This window comes from Stenotrophomonas sp. BIGb0135 (genome assembly GCF_024810105.1).
Lineage (GTDB): Bacteria > Pseudomonadota > Gammaproteobacteria > Xanthomonadales > Xanthomonadaceae > Stenotrophomonas > Stenotrophomonas maltophilia_AB.
The window spans coordinates 1-17,513 of sequence record NZ_JANUDX010000002.1 but is presented as its reverse complement, the minus strand read 5'-3'; the positions used below and the strand labels follow the sequence as shown (position 1 = coordinate 17,513).

The window sequence follows — 17,513 nt, the reverse complement described above, 5'->3', positions numbered from 1 at the left end:
ACGTGCACATGCAGTGCATCGCGCCACCGCTAGCATCGTGGGCCTGTTTCCGCGTAGGACGTGACCATGTCGCTACTGCCAGGCCCGCGTTTCCTCAACACCGTGCTGCTCGGTGGCGGCACCGCGCAGAAATTGCGCGCCGCCGCCGCGGCGGGCTTCGCCCAGGTGGAACTGTGGCGCGAGGACGTGCAGGCTGCCTCGCCGGAGGCCGTGCGCACCGTGCTCGACACCACGGGCCTGCAGCTGACCGATCTGCAGGTCCTGCTGGATTTCGACGGCGCATCGGGCGCCCTCCGCGAGGCCAAGCGCACCGAAGCACGCGCGCTGCTCGACATGGCCGTCGCCGTCGGCGCCGGCACCGTGCTGGTGCCTGCCAGCACCGACCCGGCCTGCGAGACGCAGCAGGTGACGGCGGACCTGCGCTGGCTCTGCGCACGGGCCGCCGACCGTGGCCTGCGCATCGCATACGAAGGCATGGCGTGGAGCCACCTGCATTCCACCGTGCCGTCGGCCTGGCAACAGATCCAGGCGGTGGCCGCCGACAACCTGGACCTGGTCGTGGATGCCTTCCATCTGTTCGCCGCCGGCCGGTCGGTGGACGACCTGCAGGGCATCCCCGCCGACAGGATCGCCCTGGTGCAGCTGTCCGACGTCACCGCGCAACCGCAGCCGGGCGCAGTGAAGCAGCAGGCGCGGCATGCACGTTGCCTGCCGGGCACCGGCATCTGGCCACTAGCGACGCTGGTGCAGCGGCTTGCCAGCATCGGCTATGCCGGCCCGATCGGGCTGGAAGTATTCAATGACACGCTCAACGCGCACGATCCAGTCGGCGTGGCCGAGCAGGCGATGACGGCGTTGGAGGCCGTCCTGGATGAGCGGCGGGCATGAGCCGGAACGGGGGGGTGCCCGCTCGCGGCGTTCTACGACGACCTCAGCCACCCCGCCCCCACCCTGGGCGTGCGGGCCAGACTGCTGCGCCGTGGATCAGGCCGGCGCCACCGCCGTGTGCAGGAACTGCTGCAATGCCGGCGTGATCGGCCCGTTGCGGGTGCACAACTGCAGTGCGAAGCCGCTGTCCTCGCCCTGCAGCGGCTGGTAGACGATCTCGTCGCTGCGGAAACCCTGCATGCTGGCCGGCACGATCGCGATGCCCGCTTCCACCGCCACCAGCGACAGCACCGCATGCATGCCGTGTGCCTCCTGCACCACCCGCGGAACAACGCCGGCCACGGCGCACAGCCGCATCACCTGGGCGTGGAAGCCCTGCCCCTCGCGTGCCGGCCACAGCACGAAGGGCTCGCCCGCCAGCGCGGACAGCGCAATCGGCGCGCGCTGCGCAAGGCGGTGTGCACGCGGCAGGGCGATGGCCAGATGGTCGACATCGAACGCCTGCAGGTGCATGTCGCCGGCGTCGACCACCGGCGGAATCACCACGCCCACGTCCAGGCGCTGCTCGCGCAGCATCGTGACCTGCGCTGACGAGGTCGCTTCGATCAGCTCCAGCCGCACCTGCGGGTGGCTGCCCCGGAACGCGCGGATCACCTGCGGCAGGCGCCCGTACAACGCACTGCCCACGTACCCCAGCCGCACGCTGCCGGTGCGTCCTGTCGCGGCGTCGCGGGTCGCAGCCAGCGCGTGGTCGGCCTGCTGCAGGGTGAGCCGTGCCTCGGCCAACAGCACCGCGCCGGCAGCGGTGAGCCCCAACGTGCGGTTGCCGCGCTCGATCAATGCGCTGCCGATGTGTTCTTCCAGCTTGCGGATCGCCGCGGTCAGCGGCGGCTGTGACATGTGCAGGCGTGCGGCGGCGCGATGGAAGTGCAGTTCCTCGGCGACGGCGACGAACTGACGAAGTTGGCGGAGATCGACCATCGAAGGTGCCACGGCAAAAACCAGCGCCCAGCGTAACCGCTCCGGCTCAGCGCAGCTCGACGGCCGCCTGGGCCACGCGGGCCCACTGCGCGGCGACCTCCTCCACGCTGGCCGCCTGCACCGCGCGCAGGTCACGCGGATACGTCACGCCCTCGGCTTCCTCGCTGCGCGTGGCGTGGAACTGGCCATTGCTGGCGCGCAGGATCCAGCCGCCGTCCACGCAGGCGGCCGACACCAGGAACGCGACGCCCGGCGCCACCGCGTCCGGGTGCAGCTCATCCGGCTCACTTTCCACGCCCCACATGCGGGTCTTGGCCACCGGCGACACCGCATTGACCACGATCCCGTGTGGCGCCCCCTCGGCGGCGAGCACGTTGACGATGCCCACCGCCGCCAGCTTGGCGGCGGCATACGCGGCCAGCCCCTTCTGCACGTACTGCGGGTACAGCGCGCGATCGGAGGTGGTCAGCACGATGCGTCCGTAGCGCGCATCCTGCATCGACGTCCACGCAGCCTGCGCCAGCCACAGCGGCGCCTTCGCGGCAATCGCCATCATCGCGTCGAAGCGGTCTTCTTCCAGCGCATCGATCGGTTGGTACTCGACCCAACCGGCGTTGTGGATGATGAAGTCCAGGCGACCGAAGCGCTGCAGGACATCGGCGACCAGTGACCGGCAATGGGTGCGCGTGTCGATCGGCCCGTGCGCCGGATGCACCGCCAGGCCCTGCGCAGCCAGGTCGGCAACGACGCCCGCGATCCGCCGTGGATCGCCGCCACGGCCATCCACGCCCGCACCGACGTCGTGCATCACCACCTGCGCGCCACGTCGTGCCAGCAAGCGACTGTAAGCCAGGCCCAGGCCACCGGCAGCGCCGGTGACCAGACCGACCTGGCCGGTGAAAGAGAGGGGGTCGTGTCGATCCATGCAGGCAGCATGCAGCGCAGGCTGCGCGCCGGGCCAATACCGATGGTGTGCTGCTGCGATACGTTGCGGGTATCGCGCGCCGTCCGCCGCTACAGCGGCAACCGGTTGGCCACGAAATTGACCACGTTCCCCATCGCATCCGGGTCCACGTTGCTCAGGCCCACCAGCACATAGCCCTGTTCCGGCATCACGTAGAACACCGCGTTGGCACCGGGAGCGCCACCCTCATGCCCATACAACCGGGCATCGCCCTGTCCGCGCACCATGAAGCCATGGCCGTACCAAGCGTTGTGGTTCTGTGGCGAAGTGGCCATGGCCAGCGATGCCGGCGAGAGCAGCTTGCCCGTACGCAGCGCTTCGCCGAACTTCAGCAGGTCGTCGACCGTGCTATAGCCGCCACCGGCCGACGTGCCACGCCAGGGCAGCGATGCCTTCTCAAGCGTCCAGCGGCCATCGACGCGGGTGTAAGGCCTGGCCCGGTCGGCAACGGGCGTGGACTCCGGCGCCGAGCCGGTCGAGCGCATGCCGGCCACGCGGTAGATATGTTCATCGACATAGTCGTAGTACGACTGGCCCGAGATCGCCTCGATGACGCTGCCCAGCAGCACGAACGCGTAGTTGGAATACTGGTCGCGCTCGCCCGGCGCGAAGGCCAGGGGTTCTGCGCCGAATACCGCCCAGTAGTCCTGGAGCGTGCGCAGGCTGTCGACGTGTTCGGTCGCCTTGTCACCAAAAATGTCGCCAAGGCCGCTGGTGTGGGTCAGCATCTGCCGGAGCGTCACCGACGCGGCCACGGTCGGGTTCGGGTACGCCGGCAGATGCTTGGCGAGCGTATCGTCCAGGGACAACCTGCCGGCGTCCTGCAGCTGCAGAATGGCCACGGCAGTGAACATCTTGTTCAACGACGCCAGCCGGAACCGTGTGTTCCGGTCCACCGCCACGCGGTGCTCGCGATCGGCAAGCCCGCCGTGCCATGCCATGCGGATCTCCCCGCCCTCGGCCACCAGAAATGCGCCGCCCAGATCGTTGGAGCCCTGCAATGCCTGCAGGCGCGTGCGCGCTTCAACGAGCACATCGGTCAAGGCCATGCGTGCAGGCTGGTACTTCGCGGGCGTTTCTGCGCCCTCGAACACAAACTCGGCCGCGCCCGTGTCCGGGTTCAGGGTCGTGGTCACCCGCATCGCGCGATCATTGGTGGCAGGCAGCACCAGCACCTGCGCCTTGGCAGCGGTGGTCGCGACGACCTCCAGCACCGCCAGGCGGCCCATCTCCTCGCGGAACTCAAGATCGCCCTGCGTGTCCGGGCGCATTCCGTACTGCGCGCGGAACGCCGTCAGCGCGTCACGGTCAGCGTCATTGAACGCAGCCAGCCACGCCTTCAGGGCCTGTTCGGCGGCATCCGGCGCCAGTGGCGTTGCGGCGTGCGCATTGACCGGGAAGCACATCAATGCGAGTACAAAAAATGTCAGATGACGCATGCAATCCACCGTAGCCAGTGTGAAAGGGGGCGTGGCCGCATGGCCGACCACGGTCCGGTCGCGCCGCAGCGTCCTAGAGGCGCGCCGGCTCCACCACCACGGCCGTGCCATAGCACAGCACCTCGGTCAGCCCGGTCATGACATCGGTGGCGTCGTAACGCATGCCGATGATCGCGTTGGCGCCGAGCAGCCGCGCATGCTTGGCCATGTCGCGGTAGGTCTCTTCGCGGGCCTGCTCGCACAGCTCGGTGTAGATGGTGATGTTGCCGCCGAAGAGGGTCTGCAGGCCGCCCAGCAGGTTGCCGACGATCGAACGCGAGCGCACGGTGATGCCACGCACCACGCCCAGGCTGCGCACCACCCGGTAGCCGGGCAGTTCGAAAGCGGTGGTAACCATCGCATCGTCGAGGCGGATGGCGGTGCTGGCACGGGGACTGCTGTTGTAGGGGTCTGCCATGGGTGGCCTCGCGGTCAGTGGAGGGAAGACGCAGCGCGCGGCGCGCCGCGCCAGAGTCGCCAGGTGATGGCCAACACGCACGCCCACAGCGCGGCGCAGCCGAGAATGACGACCAGCCGGAACCCCAACTCCCCACTCTCCAGGCTCGGCCAGAACCGCCAGGTGTCCACGCACGCGACATACACCCCGGTGAGCAGCACCGGCAGGCCGACGAGGATGCCCATCACCCTCGCCCAGCCGCGGCGCCGGAAGACCAGTAGCAGCGCCATCACCGCCGCGGCCACCACCAGCAGCGGCAAGCCGACGAACACGGTCAGCATGCCGGGGAAATCGCGGGCCATCGCCGGCGGGGGGGCCAGCAGCAGGAGTGGCAGCAACCAGCACCTTCGCTTGAAACGCGTTTCCATGCCCGTCCCCGTCGCCTCCCTGTCGTGCGCCGAGCATAGCCGGTCGACGTCATTCCCGCGCAAGCCGCACCACCTGGTAGACGGCCACGTTGTGCTCGGCCAGCGCGCGCACGACCTCGGGGATCAACTGCATCGGCAGGTCCACCTCATAGCCATGCGCGCTGCAGCGCACCGCTGCCGGTTCAAACTCGAACGCAGGATGATCCTCGCTGCGCTGCACCAGGAAGGCGACGAGCGCATCACGTGCCACATGCTGCCACTCGCCCACTTCGAAGTAGACCGGGTACAGCGCATCGCTGTAATCGGCGGGCGTGCCCAGGGTGGGATCGGTTGCGTCGGGGTCCATGCGGTGCTCCTGGGGCGGTGTCAGGAAGGCGGCGGAGAGGGCCGCATGCACACGATAGCCCGGCCCTGAGCCCGGGCATCCACAAAATCGGCAATGCGCGCCCTGCACGGCCGGCACCCGCTGCTATGCGTGCGCGGCCGCCTTGCGCATGTGCTCGGCCAGCTCGCGCTCGATGGCGGCGCGGCTGACCGTGGACGGCAGGAACAAGGGAATCACGTCGCCCGCGAGGGTGGTGATCTCCAACGCCGCATCGCCCTCGACCGTCGTGAAGCGATGGCTGCCGATGGCCCCCCAGGGAATCAGCAACACGTCTTCCGCTTTGAACACGATGATGCCGTGGGGTGCATAGTCGATTCGGCGTGGGCTCAGCCAGGTCACCAGTCGCACGAACAGGGCCAGCACGGCGGAGAACACCGGCACGATCCACGACACCGTCGTCAGGTTCTCCCACCACCCGGCCGCATCCTTGCCCCAGCTGGCCATGATGAACACCACAGCGAACGCGCCGAACAACCCGAGGAACGTCGTGCGTACCGGTTTGCCCAGCGGATCGAATCGCGCCTGGTGCCGGAGCGAGACGCCCCAGGGTTCACGCCATTTCATGCGATGCCCAACATCCTGTCAGCCAAGGGCGCGAGCGGCCCGTCCGCATCGATGTTAATGCGGGCAGGAAGGCGGCAACAAGCCGGCGTGGCCGCGGGCGCGCGAGCCGTACGCACCGGGCAGCGCACCCGAACCCGCTCGGGGAACGGCAGGCAACAAAAAAGCCGACCCAAGGGCCGGCTTCTTCATGTTGCAGTGTGGTGGGCGGTGCAGGGTTCGAACCTGCGACCCTTGCCGTGTGAAGGATGGCAAATGTCCTTGCGGCGCAACGCAGTCGTCTTGAAGCCCTTGTTTTACAGTGTCATTGCGTCCCGCTGAATTTGGCCGCACACTGGGTTTTGCTGTTACCGGGCAGTTACGAGCCCATGAAGCAATCCAAGCGCCTCAATCCCAGCGTCGTGGAATCGGCCAAGAGAGAACTTTACCCAATGAAGATACAGCACGTCGATGCACTGCCCCGAAGAAATCGTTCCTCTTCGAATAGAAATCCGATGCGGTGAGTTCTCTATTGTGCGGCCATTGCTCCGGAGCTCCGAGCGCAGCTATCGAAATGGAAACTGCATCTCGCGTAAGGTCCGTTACGTCTGCCCTCACTGCGCGAACAAACTTTACCCCTCCAGCAATGGTCGCTTCGTGGTTTTCTTCGACGCCGCGCACAGCAGCATCTTCGATCCAAGCGGACACATCAGGTGCAACTGAGGTTGCGAAGCTCTGCAGAAGCTGCTACATCCTGGAAGAAGAAGTGGCCAACTTTGACTCAACGTCGTTTAACTCAGCTTCAAGTTCATCGCGCGTCACAGCCCTCTCCTCGCAACTTAGATTCGTTTCCACAGACCCTGGAAGGTCATTCGCAGTTTACGCGGCTTCGCGCTCGCGCTGGAAGCACACCTCATCAGCTGCGTGTCCGTGCTGTCAGCCACCGCCTCAATGTCTGTAACCAAGTCAGCGCGCCGATCCAGAACCTGGTGCGAGGATTGATCAAAGTTCTGCAGCGTGACCGCCTTACGAACATCAATACTGCAGCTCGCCGACGCATGTGACACGTGCCCAGCAGCCTTAAGATCCATTATTTCCTCACTGAACTTCTTAATCTTTCGAGTGAGTTCACGCGAGCTTGCCTGGTCATAAGGGCTGGTATGAAACTTAATGGCCAGCTCTTCGATAGCGCGCAACTGGTCCCTTAGAGCTGCGATTCTGGCAAGCGCAATTTTCGTCAACTCCCGGTACTCCGTCTGGTCGACCACGACCAGCCAGCCTAGGATGACAAGTCCCCAAGTGAGAACTTGAACAATGAAGGACCAAAAAGCTGCCACGCAACTTGCCTCCTGGCTCATCAGGCCTTCCTCTTCAGCGCCTCTGCATCGCGCATGTAGCCTTTGATCTCTTCCAACAAAGAGTCGTCGCTACTCTCAATCTTCAAGATTGGCTCAAGCGATGCGAGGGTGTATCCGGTACGAATTAGGCCGCCAAATACCTCTTCAAGAAACGACGACCCGTAACCGAACGCATCATCCATGAAAATCTGAACAGAACCCTTTACCAGAGCTGGGCGCAGCAGATCCTCTCGGAATGCTTCGCCATTGCTCTCGCCGTCCGCTCGATATCTTCCGACCGGGTAGCGGCTGAAATCTCGGCCCACATTAATTTTCGACATGGACATTTTGCGCACTCAAGGGAATCTCCCAAAGGACGACCGTTCCTTTGATGGAACGACCGAAATTCTGGCGCTTCGTCGACGTACCGTCATAACTCAGCAGACCACGGTTACTAAATATGGAAAGGACTCCTCCGGGAACCTCATCCACGATTCTTTTCAGGTCGGCCAACCCCTTCCCTCGACCTCGGCGATCAGTCCTGGTTCGCTCGATCTCCGTTGCAGCTTGAATCAGCCTCGCGTCATCACGTAGCGCGCCGCCGGTCAAACTTTTGACCGCGGCTCTCAGGATCTCGTCTGGGTACTTTGCAGGAAGTGACCGTGGAATTCCGATGCCCAGGTCGCAGACGCCGACGAGGAATGACTCTTCGCGCTCTCGGCAAAACAACCACCACCGCTCCTCTGGAGGTGCAGCGAGCCCGTCGTTTCTCGGCTCCTCATAGGCGTGGTTCATCGCATTCATCATTGCCTCTGTCGCCCCTCGGAAGAGCTGTTTGGCCCGCTGTCCCTGAAGCGATTCATACGCACCGATGACGGATCCTACCCTCTCCCCATCAACCTTAGATGAAGAGGCCTTGCGCCAGCTCACTACGTCGGCACGAGACGGAATGACAGAGCTCTGGTAGTTCATCAGTTGGAACATGCCCAAGTGCTGCAGCACTTGCGCGACTCGCTCACTCTTTGGCGGAACGCAGCGGAGGATCAGCGCCGGGTTAATGGCCTTGAGTCGATTGATCTCAGAAAACAGCAAGAGCGTCCCGCTGGCTATCATCAACTCGGTCGAGCGGAAGCAAAGGCACAGCGGCTGACCGTTCGCCACTCCTCGACGAATTTTCTGAAGCACATCGACAAGCTGGTCATGGAAATCACCTTCGAGACCGACGTACTTCGGCATCTCGACCAGACACTCGCCAGGAAGAGGCAGTGTCTTTGCGGCCTCCCGCAAGGCTTCTCGACGAGTTCGAACCGCCCGTCGCAGAAGAGCGCGTTCCCGATTGTGCATCCATCTTAGAAACGCCTGCTGATCGCGTAACCGCTTCATCCTAGCCATCCATGTAGGCAGCGAACCAAACGCTCACGTACGAAAAAGCCGACCATCCGGCCGGCTTCGTCTCTACTCATGGTCACTTGCTCAGCTCTTGCAACGAAGCGGATACAGATCTGAGAACTTGCGACTCATCTCGAAGCCACCCCTCACAACCTCGTCCCAGCGCGATGCAGTTACTGTGCAGTTACCCTTTTGCTGTCATTAGCGAAGCTGATGCTAAGCTCATGATTTTACTGGTGGGCGGTGCAGGGTTCGAACCTGCGACCCTTGCCGTGTGAAGGCAATGCTCTACCGCTGAGCTAACCGCCCGATGCTGCTGAGCCGCTCATTATAGGGCGGCAAATTTCGACGTCAACGGTTTTCCGTAAATTTCTTCACATCGTATGCGTGGGCTTGTCCGCGCTCAGGATGCCGGCCAGCAGCGTCTCGATCTTGTTGCGCACGTTCTCGCCTTCCGCGCCTTCCGCCAGCTGTACGCCGATGCCTGCCGCACGGTTGCCCTGCGCCCCGGCCGGGGTCACCCAGATCACCTTGCCGGCCACCGGCAGGCGCTCGCTGGAGTCCGGCAGGGTCAGCAGCAGGAACACCTCGTCGCCCAGGAAGTAACGCTTGGGCGTGGGTACGAAGACCCCGCCGTTCTTCACGAACGGCATGTACGCGCTGTACAGCGCGGCCTTGTCCTTGACCGCCAGCGACAGGATGCCCTGGCGGGCGTTGGTGGCACTCATGCTCTATTCCCCTTTGCTTGCCGCTCGTTGACCTTGTTCCAGGCCAACAACAATTCCACCACCGCAAGGTCGGCGCGCACGGTGGTGCGCAGCAGATCGCGGGTACGGTTGGCGGCGTCGAACCACGCCGCCAGCTTGTTCAATCGATCCGGATCGGTCAAGCCACCGCCGGTGGCCTGGGCCAGCGCCAGGTCGGCGGCGTGGCGCAGGCGCAGCGCGGTGTTGTCATCGCCGGCCCAGCGCTGGGCCAGCTCCACCGCACCGGCGCGCCCGGCGACCAGCGCCTCCAGGTCGGTGGCCACCTGCCTGCGCAGGGCCAGGCCATCCTCGCGCAGCCACTCGTCGGCCAGCCCCGGGTGGCCGCGGGCGGCGTCCAGCGCCTCGCGCGCAGCGGCTTCGGCGTGGCCCTGGGCCTGCAGCCAGGCCAGCGCTTCCTCGCGCGGCGGCAGCTTGAATTCCAGGCGCTGGCAGCGGCTGCGCACGGTCGCCGGCAGGCGCGCCGGGTCGCTGCTGATCAGCCACAGGTAACGCCCCGGCTGCGGCTCTTCGAGGGTCTTGAGCAGCGCGTTGCAGGCGGCGCGGTTGATCGCATCGGCCGGGTCGACGATCACCACCTGGGCGATGCCGTATTGCGGGGTCAGCGAGAGCTTCTGCGAGATCTCGCGGACCTGCTCGATCACGATCTCGGTGCGCAGCTTGTCGCCGGACTTGTTGGGGATGAACGAGATCAGCTGCAGGTCCGGATGGGTCCCGGCCGCGATCAGCTGCGCACTGCGCTGCGCCGCGGCCGGCTCGCCCCGGCACAGAATGTGCTGGGCCATGCGCAGCGCCACCGCGCGCTTGCCCAGCCCGGCCGGGCCGCAGATCAGCAGGCCGTGGCCCAGCCGTCCGGCATCCAGCGCCGCAACGGTCTGGTCGTAGGCGCGCTGCTGCCAGGGGGAAAAGGTCTCGCTCATCTCAGCTCTCCTGTGCCAGCCAGGCGTCCACCGCCGCCACCACCGCCGTGGCGACGCCCGCCTGGTCCTGGCTGGCGTCGATGAGACGGAAGCGGCCGGGGTCTTCGCCAACGCGCTGGCGGAACACCGCGCGTACCCGCTGGAAGAAATCGTCCTGCTCGCTCTCGATGCGGTCCGGCCACATATCGCGGCCGTTGGCGCGGGCCCGGCCCACGGCCACGTCCACGTCCAGCAGCAGGGTCAGGCCCGGCAGCAGGCCCACGGCGCGGCGCTCCAGGTCGGCGATCCACGCCGGGTCCAGGCCGCGTCCACCGCCCTGGTAGGCATAGCTGGAATCGGTGAAGCGGTCGCTGATGACGTACGCCCCGCGGCGCAGCGCCGGCTGGATGACCTGGCGCACGTGCTGGGCGCGCGCGGCAAACACCAGCAGCAGCTCGGCCTCCGCCGACAGCGGCTCGGCGGCAATCTCCGCATCCGGCTTGAGCACCAGCGCGCGGATGCGCTCGGCCAGCGGCGTGCCGCCCGGCTCGCGGGTCAACACCACGTCATTGCCGCGCGCACGCAGCGCATCGCGCAGCGCGTTGATTGCCGTGGTCTTGCCCGCGCCCTCGCCGCCTTCCAGGCTGACAAAACGCGGGTGGCGCAGCAACGATGCGGTCATTGCGGTGCCGCCTGGCTGCGCTGCTGGCGCAGCTGCTGCAGGTAGCGCGCCACCGCGGCGTTGTGCTCGGTGTAATTGGCCGAAAACACGTGCGCGCCACTGCCATCGCCTACCGCCACGAAGTACAGCGCATCGCCGCCGGCCGGCTGCGCGGCGGCGTGCAGCGCGTCGCGGCCGGGCATGGCGATCGGGGTCGGGGTCAGGCCGGCGCGGGTGTAGGTGTTGTAGGGCGTATCGGTGGTGAGGTCGCGCTTGCGGATGTTGCCGTCGTAGCTGCTGCCGATGCCGTAGATCACGGTCGGGTCGGTCTGCAGGCGCATGCCGATGTTCAACCGGCGTACGAACACGCCGGCAATCTGCGGGCGCTCGCTGGGCAACGCGGTTTCCTTCTCGATGATCGAGGCCAACGTCAGCAGTTCATACGGCGAATTCAACGGCAGGTTGTCGGCGCGGCTGTCCCAGGCCGCGGCCAGTTCCTTTTCCATCGCCGCGTGCGCGCGCTTGAGCACGTCCACGTCGCTGTCGCCACGCTGGTAGACATAGGTCTCGGGCAGGAAACGGCCTTCGGGATGCTCGCCGGGGAAACCGATCGCCTTCATCAGCGCGGCGTCGTCCAGGGCGTCGGTGGTGTGCACCAGCGGCTCGGCACGCTTGAGCGCGGCGCGCAGCTGGCGGATGTTCCAGCCCTCCACGATGGTCACGCGGTGCTGCAGCACCCGGCCCTGGCGCATGCGCAGCAGCAGCTCGCGCGGGGTCAGGCGGGCATCCAGCGCGTACTCGCCCACCTTGAGCTTGCCGGCGGCATCCAGCTGGCGCGCCAGCAGCTGCCACTGGGTGTCGCTGCCCTCGTCCACGCCGGCGGCGCGCAGCTTGCCGAGCACCGTGTTCAGGCCATCGCCGGGGGCGATCACCATGCTGGGCTGGTCCGGGGTCAACGGCGCATCGGCGAACCCGCTCTGGCTGTGCCAGAACCACGCCCCTGCCGCAGCCAGCAGCAATGCCCCCAACAGCAGCACCGCCAGCACGGCCAGACATCCCCGTTTCGCACCCGCCATGGTCACCTCGAATGGTTTTCGCCGCCGCGCAGCATACCGCGCGGCCGCTGCACGCGGCCAAACGGTTCAGTCATGCCGGCCCAGCGCACGCATCAGGCCGCGTGCCTTGGCCCGGGTTTCGTCCAGTTCCTTGTCCGCGTCCGAATCCACCACGATGCCCGCCCCGGTACGGAAGGCCGCGCTGTCGGCGACCACCTCGGCGGTGCGGATGAGGATGTTCAGGTCCAGGTCGCCATCGCGGTTCAGCCAGCCGAACGCGCCGGTATAGGCACCGCGCGCGGTCTGCTCCAGCTCGGCGATGATCTGCATGCAGCGCACCTTGGGGCAACCGGTGATGGTGCCCCCGGGGAAGGTCGCGGCGATCACCTGGCCGGGGCTGACGCCCGCGCGCAGGCGGCCGCGCACGTTGCTCACGATGTGGTGCACGTGGGCGTAGCTTTCCACTGTCATCAGCTCATCCACCTCCACGCTGCCCGGCGTGCAGATGCGGCCCAGGTCGTTGCGTTCCAGGTCGATCAGCATCACGTGTTCGGCGCGCTCCTTGGGATGGCCGACCAGCTCCTGGATGCGCGCGGCATCGTCGTCGCCGGCAAAGCGCGGGCGGGTGCCGGCGATCGGGCGGGTCTGCACGTCATCGCCATGCACCGAGACCAACCGCTCCGGCGAGGAGCTCACCACCGCCCTGCCCTGCGCCATGAACAGCCCGGCGAACGGCGCGGGGTTGGCCACCCGCAGCTGCGCGTACAGCGCCTGCGGCGCCAGCGTGGCAGCGAACTGCGCGTTCCAGCGCCGCGACAGGTTCACCTGGAACACATCGCCGGCGCGCAGGTAGTCGATCACCTTGCCGACGCCATCGGTGAAGCGCGTCGGTGCGTCCTCGCCCACCGCCACCGGCGCCTGCCAGGCCGGCAGCGGCGGCAGCGCGCTGGCTGCGTCCAGGTCGGCCAGCAGCACCGGCAGCAGCCCGGCGTGGTCGGTCTCGCACACGGCGTGGTACTGGCCGAGCACGCGGTCGTGCAGCACGGCCGCCGGGCAGCGCAGCGCCAGCGCGGACGGCAGGCCATCGGCACGCGGCGGCAGCTGCAACACGGTCTCGATCTGTCCGGCCAGTTCGTAGTCCAGCATCAGCGCCCAGCCGCCACGGAACGGCAGCTGGGTCTCTTCGCGCGGCAGGCGCAGCGCGGCCCAGTGCGCGTCCAGCACGTCCAGGAAACGCCCGGCGTGCGCGTGGCCGTCGGCATCGCGGACCACGCCATCGGCGTGCAGCGCCAGCGCCTGGCCATTGCCCATCAGCAGCAGGTCCCAGCGGCCCTGGGCGGTGCCCGAGGCGGTGGACTCCATCAGCAGCGGATAACGCGCGGGATCCACCCGCTGCAGGGCGAGCAGGTCGGTGGTGGCGGGCAACGGATGGATCAGGAGCATGGCAGGACACCAGGGAGTGCGCGGGGGCCAGATACACCAAGGCCGCCATGATGGCGGCCCGGGCGCGGTTGCGGCAGCGGTGGAATCAGATGCGCTTGAACACCAGCGTGCCGTTGGTGCCGCCAAAGCCGAAGCCGTTGGACATCACCACGTCTACCTTGGCCTGGCGGGCTTCGTTGGGCACGTAGTCCAGGTCGCAGCCTTCGCCCGGCTGGTGCAGGTTGATGGTCGGCGGGATCACGTTGTCACGCAGCGCCAGCACCGAGAAGATGGCTTCCACGCCGCCGGCCGCGCCGAGCAGGTGGCCGGTCATCGACTTGGTCGAGCTGACCATCATCGTGTAGGCGTGTTCGCCGAAGGCGGTCTTCATCGCCATGGTCTCGCCGAGGTCGCCCAGCGGGGTCGAGGTGCCATGCGCGTTGAGGTAACCGACCTGGTCCGGCGTGACGCCGGCGTCCTTCAACGCCATGGTCATGCAGCGGGCAGCGCCTTCGCCGTTCTCGCTGGGCGCGGTCATGTGGTACGCATCGGAACTGGCGCCGAAGCCGGCCAGCTCGCAGTAGATCTTCGCGCCACGCGCCTTGGCGTGCTCGTATTCTTCGAGGATCAGGATGCCGGCGCCGTCGCCCAGCACGAAGCCGTCGCGGTCCTTGTCCCACGGGCGAGAGGCTTCCGCCGGTGCGTCGTTGCGGGTGGACATGGCCTTCATGGCGCAGAAGCCGCCAAGTGCGGTCGGCGAGGAGCCGCGCTCGGCACCGCCCACCACCATCACGTCCGCATCGCCGTACTGGATCATGCGCATGGCGGTGCCGATGGAATGGTTGGAGGTGGCACAGGCGGACACCGCCGAGAACGACGGGCCCTTCAAGCCGGTGATGATGCTCAACTGGCCCGGGAGCATGTTGATGATGGTCTTGGGCACGTAGAAGGGCGAGATCTTCTTGCCCTCGTGGAACTCGATGGTCTGTTCCTCGATGCCCAGCAGGCCGCCGATGCCGGCGCCGACGATGGCACCCACGCGCTCGGCGTTGCCATCGGTGATCTCCAGGCCCGAATCATTCAAGGCCATGAAGGCGGCACCGAGGCCGTAATGGATGAACGGGTCCATCTTCTTGGCGTCCTTGCCCGTGACCCTGAATTTGCCGAACTGCTCGTTGTCGGCGGTGATGTCGAAGTCCTTGACCTCACCTGCGATCTTGGTGGTGAAACGGTCCAGGTAGGATTGCGAAACGTTGGTCAGCGGACCGATGCCGGAACGGCCTTCGGTGATGCCCTTCCAACTGGTGGCCATATCATTGCCCAACGGCGAGACCATGCCCATGCCGGTAACGACGACGCGACGCTTCATTGCAGATTCTCCTGACCCGGGTGTTGCGGGTATGACGCGGTGTAACGCTCAAATGCACGGGGCCGCAAGCGCGGCCCCATGGGTTTGCCGCACGCGGTGGCGGCGTAGGCCACAACCGCGCGCAAGCCGCCTGACATCAAGCCTTGACGTGGGCGTTGATGTAGTCGATCGCAGCCTGGACGGTGCTGATCTTCTCGGCTTCTTCGTCCGGGATTTCGCACTCGAACTCTTCTTCCAGCGCCATCACCAGTTCAACGGTGTCCAGCGAGTCAGCGCCCAGGTCATCGACGAACGATGCGCTGTTGGTGACTTCTTCTTCCTTGACGCCAAGCTGTTCGACGACGATTTTCTTGACGCGTTCTTCGATGGTGCTCATTGGATATCGCTCCAGATGGAGTAGTGGTTCAAAAATGACGTCATCCGAAGATGGATGACCGTGGGATAGTGTAGTGGAAACCGGCGACGCCTTGCATCGCTGCAAAACATCATTCAGATCAACCACTTGCGGCGCAATCCATGCGCCACATGCTTACGGCATGTACATGCCGCCGTTCACATGGAGGGTTTCGCCGGTGATGTAGCTGGCCGAGGGACCGGCCAGGAACGCCACCGCGTTGGCGATATCGCCCGGTTCGCCGAGGCGCTCCAGGGCGATCGACTTGACCAGGCCGGTGCGCTGCTCTTCCGGCAACGCCTTGGTCATGTCGGTGTCGATGAAGCCCGGGGCGACCACGTTGACGGTGATGCCGCGCGAGCCGATTTCCTTGGCCAGCGACTTGGAGAAGGCAATGATGCCGGCCTTGGCGGCGGCATAGTTGGCCTGGCCGGCATTGCCGGTCACGCCGATCACCGAGGCGATGTTGATGATGCGACCCTTGCGGGCCTTCATCATGCCGCGGATGACGGCCTTGGAGGTGCGGAACACGCTGGTCAGGTTGGTGTCCAGGATGGCCTGCCAGTCCTCGTCCTTCATGCGCAGCAGCAGGTTGTCGCGGGTGATGCCGGCATTGTTGACCAGGATGGTGATGGCGCCGAATTCCTTGGCGATCCCGTCCAGCACGGCGTCCAGCGCAGCGGCATCGGTGACGTTCAACGCGCGGCCATGGCCACCGACGGCCGCCAGGCGCTCGCCGATGGCGGCGGCACCGGCGTCGGTGGTGGCGGTACCGATCACGGTCGCGCCCTGCGCGGCCAGTGCATCGGCGATGGCGGCGCCGATGCCACGGCTGGCGCCGGTCACCAGTGCGATTTCACCCTGAAGGGGCTTGCTCATCTGTGTTTCCTCGTACGGGACCGGCCCGCGCGCCAGGCCGGGGCCGGGCGACGCAGGACCAGTCGAAGGATCAGGCAGCCCAGGTCTCGCGGGCGGCTTCGAAATCGGCGGGCGTGGACAGTGTGCGCGCGTCCAGCGATTTGTCGATGCGCTTGATCAATCCGCTCAGTACCTTGCCCGGACCGCACTCGGCCACGCGGGTGACGCCGCGGGCGGCCAGCGCCTGCACGCAGCCGGTCCACTGGACGGGCAGGTAGAGCTGCTGGACCAGGGCCTGGCGGATGGCGTCGATGCCGTCGTGGACGCGGGCGTCCACGTTCTGCACGACCGGCAGGGCGGGGGCGCGCCAATCCAGGCCGGCCATGGTCTCGGCCAGGCGGTTGGCGGCTTCGCGCATCAGCGGGGTGTGCGAGGGCACGCTGACGGCCAGCTTGACCGCCTTGCGCACGCCCTTTTCGGCGAGCAGGGCCAGGGCGCGGTCGACGGCGGCGGCGTCGCCACCGATGACGATCTGGCCGGGTGAGTTGAAATTGGCGGGCACCACGACCTGGCTGCCGGCGGCCTGTTCGCAGACCTCCTGGACCAGGGCGTCTTCGGCGCCGAGCACGGCGGCCATGGCGCCCACGCCTGCGGGCGCGGCGTCCTGCATCAGCTGGCCACGCAGGCGCACCAGGTGGGCGCCATCGTGCAGGGTCAGCGCGCCGGCAGCGACCAGGGCGGTGTACTCGCCCAGGCTGTGCCCGGCCAGCACGGCCGGCTTGGCGCCGCCGAGGGCGTTCCAGGCGCGCCACACGCCGATGCTGGCAGCGAGCAGGGCCGGCTGGGTGTATTCGGTGCGGTTGAGCATTTCCTCGGGGCCGCCCTGGGAGAGGGCCCACAGGTCGACGCCGGCGCCATCGGACGCCTCGGTGAAGGCCTCGCGGACCTGCGGGTGCAGCTCGGCCAGTTCGGCCAGCATGCCCAGCGACTGCGAGCCTTGGCCGGGGAACACGAATGCGAGATTGGAATCGGTCACGCGGTCATCCGCCTGCAAAAATCGAACGGCGAATGATAAGGCCGAACAGCGCCCTTCGTCTGTACTGGCGCGTATGTGAGGAGGGAGTTATGGCCGCGTTCTAGCGGGAGCAAAGGCCAGAAGCGCGCCCGTACTGTCGGGGAGAGAGCTGGGGTGGGGGGGGGGGGGGGGGGGGGGGGGGGGGGCGCCGCGGCGGGGGGGGGGGGGGGGGGGGGGGGGGGGGGCGGGGGGGGGGCCACGGGCCGCGCGGCGGGGAGCAGCGCCCCGC

20 protein-coding genes and 1 tRNA gene are annotated in these 17,513 nt (G+C 66.7%); 1 reads left to right on the top strand and 20 read right to left on the bottom strand.

Features of this window, described 5'->3' with window-relative positions; genetic code table 11:
* The first annotated feature begins 66 nt into the window (after positions 1-66).
* Positions 67-888: a sugar phosphate isomerase/epimerase family protein gene (locus tag M2421_RS04475; RefSeq protein WP_259203589.1), complete on the top strand. Its 822-nt coding sequence runs from the start codon at positions 67-69 to the stop codon at positions 886-888.
* A gap of 96 nt (positions 889-984) precedes the next feature.
* Here the strand turns inward: M2421_RS04475 and M2421_RS04470 are convergent, their stop codons facing one another.
* The 20 genes from M2421_RS04470 to fabD all read right to left on the bottom strand — a co-directional run bounded on the left by M2421_RS04470 (position 985) and on the right by fabD (position 17,245).
* Positions 985-1,869, bottom strand: a complete 885-nt coding sequence (locus M2421_RS04470; protein WP_259203588.1) for a LysR family transcriptional regulator — start codon at positions 1,867-1,869, stop codon at positions 985-987.
* Between the two features lie 46 nt (positions 1,870-1,915).
* Positions 1,916-2,794 carry an SDR family NAD(P)-dependent oxidoreductase gene (locus tag M2421_RS04465; protein WP_259203587.1) on the bottom strand — a complete coding sequence of 293 codons (879 nt, stop codon included), beginning with the start codon at positions 2,792-2,794 and terminating at the stop codon, positions 1,916-1,918.
* A gap of 89 nt (positions 2,795-2,883) precedes the next feature.
* The gene (locus M2421_RS04460; protein WP_259203586.1) at positions 2,884-4,383 is read right to left on the bottom strand and encodes a serine hydrolase domain-containing protein; all 1,500 of its coding nucleotides are present in this window, start codon (positions 4,381-4,383) and stop codon (positions 2,884-2,886) included.
* Positions 4,346-4,729, bottom strand: a complete 384-nt coding sequence (locus M2421_RS04455) for a YbjQ family protein (protein ID WP_259203585.1) — start codon at positions 4,727-4,729, stop codon at positions 4,346-4,348. Before M2421_RS04455 ends, M2421_RS04460 begins: the two co-directional genes overlap by 38 nt.
* Positions 4,730-4,743: 14 nt before the next feature.
* Positions 4,744-5,106: a hypothetical protein gene (locus M2421_RS04450; protein WP_259203584.1), complete on the bottom strand. Its 363-nt coding sequence runs from the start codon at positions 5,104-5,106 to the stop codon at positions 4,744-4,746.
* A gap of 79 nt (positions 5,107-5,185) precedes the next feature.
* Positions 5,186-5,482 (bottom strand): hypothetical protein, encoded by a 297-nt coding sequence (locus M2421_RS04445; RefSeq protein ID WP_259203583.1) that lies wholly within the window; start codon positions 5,480-5,482, stop codon positions 5,186-5,188.
* Between the two features lie 123 nt (positions 5,483-5,605).
* A complete protein-coding gene (locus tag M2421_RS04440) occupies positions 5,606-6,085 on the bottom strand; it encodes a hypothetical protein (protein ID WP_259203582.1) in 480 nt (159 codons plus the stop codon).
* A gap of 815 nt (positions 6,086-6,900) precedes the next feature.
* Positions 6,901-7,419, bottom strand: a complete 519-nt coding sequence (locus tag M2421_RS04435) for a hypothetical protein (protein ID WP_259203580.1) — start codon at positions 7,417-7,419, stop codon at positions 6,901-6,903.
* Positions 7,419-7,745, bottom strand: coding sequence for an STAS-like domain-containing protein (locus M2421_RS04430; protein WP_259203579.1), 327 nt, complete (start codon positions 7,743-7,745; stop codon positions 7,419-7,421). Before M2421_RS04430 ends, M2421_RS04435 begins: the two co-directional genes overlap by 1 nt.
* Positions 7,726-8,634 carry a hypothetical protein gene (locus M2421_RS04425; RefSeq protein ID WP_259203577.1) on the bottom strand — a complete coding sequence of 303 codons (909 nt, stop codon included), beginning with the start codon at positions 8,632-8,634 and terminating at the stop codon, positions 7,726-7,728. The genes M2421_RS04430 and M2421_RS04425 overlap by 20 nt, the downstream gene beginning before the upstream one ends.
* Positions 8,635-9,021: 387 nt before the next feature.
* A tRNA-Val gene (locus tag M2421_RS04420) sits at positions 9,022-9,096 on the bottom strand.
* A 65-nt stretch (positions 9,097-9,161) separates the two neighbouring features.
* Complete coding sequence (locus M2421_RS04415; RefSeq protein WP_259203574.1) at positions 9,162-9,515, bottom strand: PilZ domain-containing protein; 354 nt, start codon at positions 9,513-9,515, stop codon at positions 9,162-9,164.
* Entirely contained in the window at positions 9,512-10,471 is a 960-nt protein-coding gene (locus M2421_RS04410) for a DNA polymerase III subunit delta' (protein WP_259203573.1), read from the bottom strand. The genes M2421_RS04415 and M2421_RS04410 overlap by 4 nt, the downstream gene beginning before the upstream one ends.
* Position 10,472: 1 nt before the next feature.
* The gene (gene tmk, locus M2421_RS04405) at positions 10,473-11,132 is read right to left on the bottom strand and encodes a dTMP kinase (RefSeq protein ID WP_259203572.1); all 660 of its coding nucleotides are present in this window, start codon (positions 11,130-11,132) and stop codon (positions 10,473-10,475) included.
* On the bottom strand, positions 11,129-12,187 hold the full coding sequence (gene mltG / locus M2421_RS04400; RefSeq protein ID WP_259203570.1) for an endolytic transglycosylase MltG: 1,059 nt from the start codon (positions 12,185-12,187) through the stop codon (positions 11,129-11,131). Before mltG ends, tmk begins: the two co-directional genes overlap by 4 nt.
* 66 nt (positions 12,188-12,253) lie before the next feature.
* Entirely contained in the window at positions 12,254-13,609 is a 1,356-nt protein-coding gene (locus M2421_RS04395) for an aminodeoxychorismate synthase component I (RefSeq protein WP_259203568.1), read from the bottom strand.
* 85 nt (positions 13,610-13,694) lie between these two features.
* Positions 13,695-14,957, bottom strand: a complete 1,263-nt coding sequence (gene fabF, locus M2421_RS04390; RefSeq protein WP_259203566.1) for a beta-ketoacyl-ACP synthase II — start codon at positions 14,955-14,957, stop codon at positions 13,695-13,697.
* 136 nt (positions 14,958-15,093) lie between these two features.
* Positions 15,094-15,333, bottom strand: a complete 240-nt coding sequence (gene acpP, locus M2421_RS04385) for an acyl carrier protein (protein ID WP_017357544.1) — start codon at positions 15,331-15,333, stop codon at positions 15,094-15,096.
* Positions 15,334-15,486: 153 nt separating this feature from the next.
* The gene (gene fabG, locus M2421_RS04380) at positions 15,487-16,230 is read right to left on the bottom strand and encodes a 3-oxoacyl-ACP reductase FabG (protein ID WP_259203563.1); all 744 of its coding nucleotides are present in this window, start codon (positions 16,228-16,230) and stop codon (positions 15,487-15,489) included.
* Between the two features lie 70 nt (positions 16,231-16,300).
* Positions 16,301-17,245 carry an ACP S-malonyltransferase gene (fabD, locus tag M2421_RS04375; RefSeq protein WP_259203562.1) on the bottom strand — a complete coding sequence of 315 codons (945 nt, stop codon included), beginning with the start codon at positions 17,243-17,245 and terminating at the stop codon, positions 16,301-16,303.
* Positions 17,246-17,513: the final 268 nt, after the last annotated feature.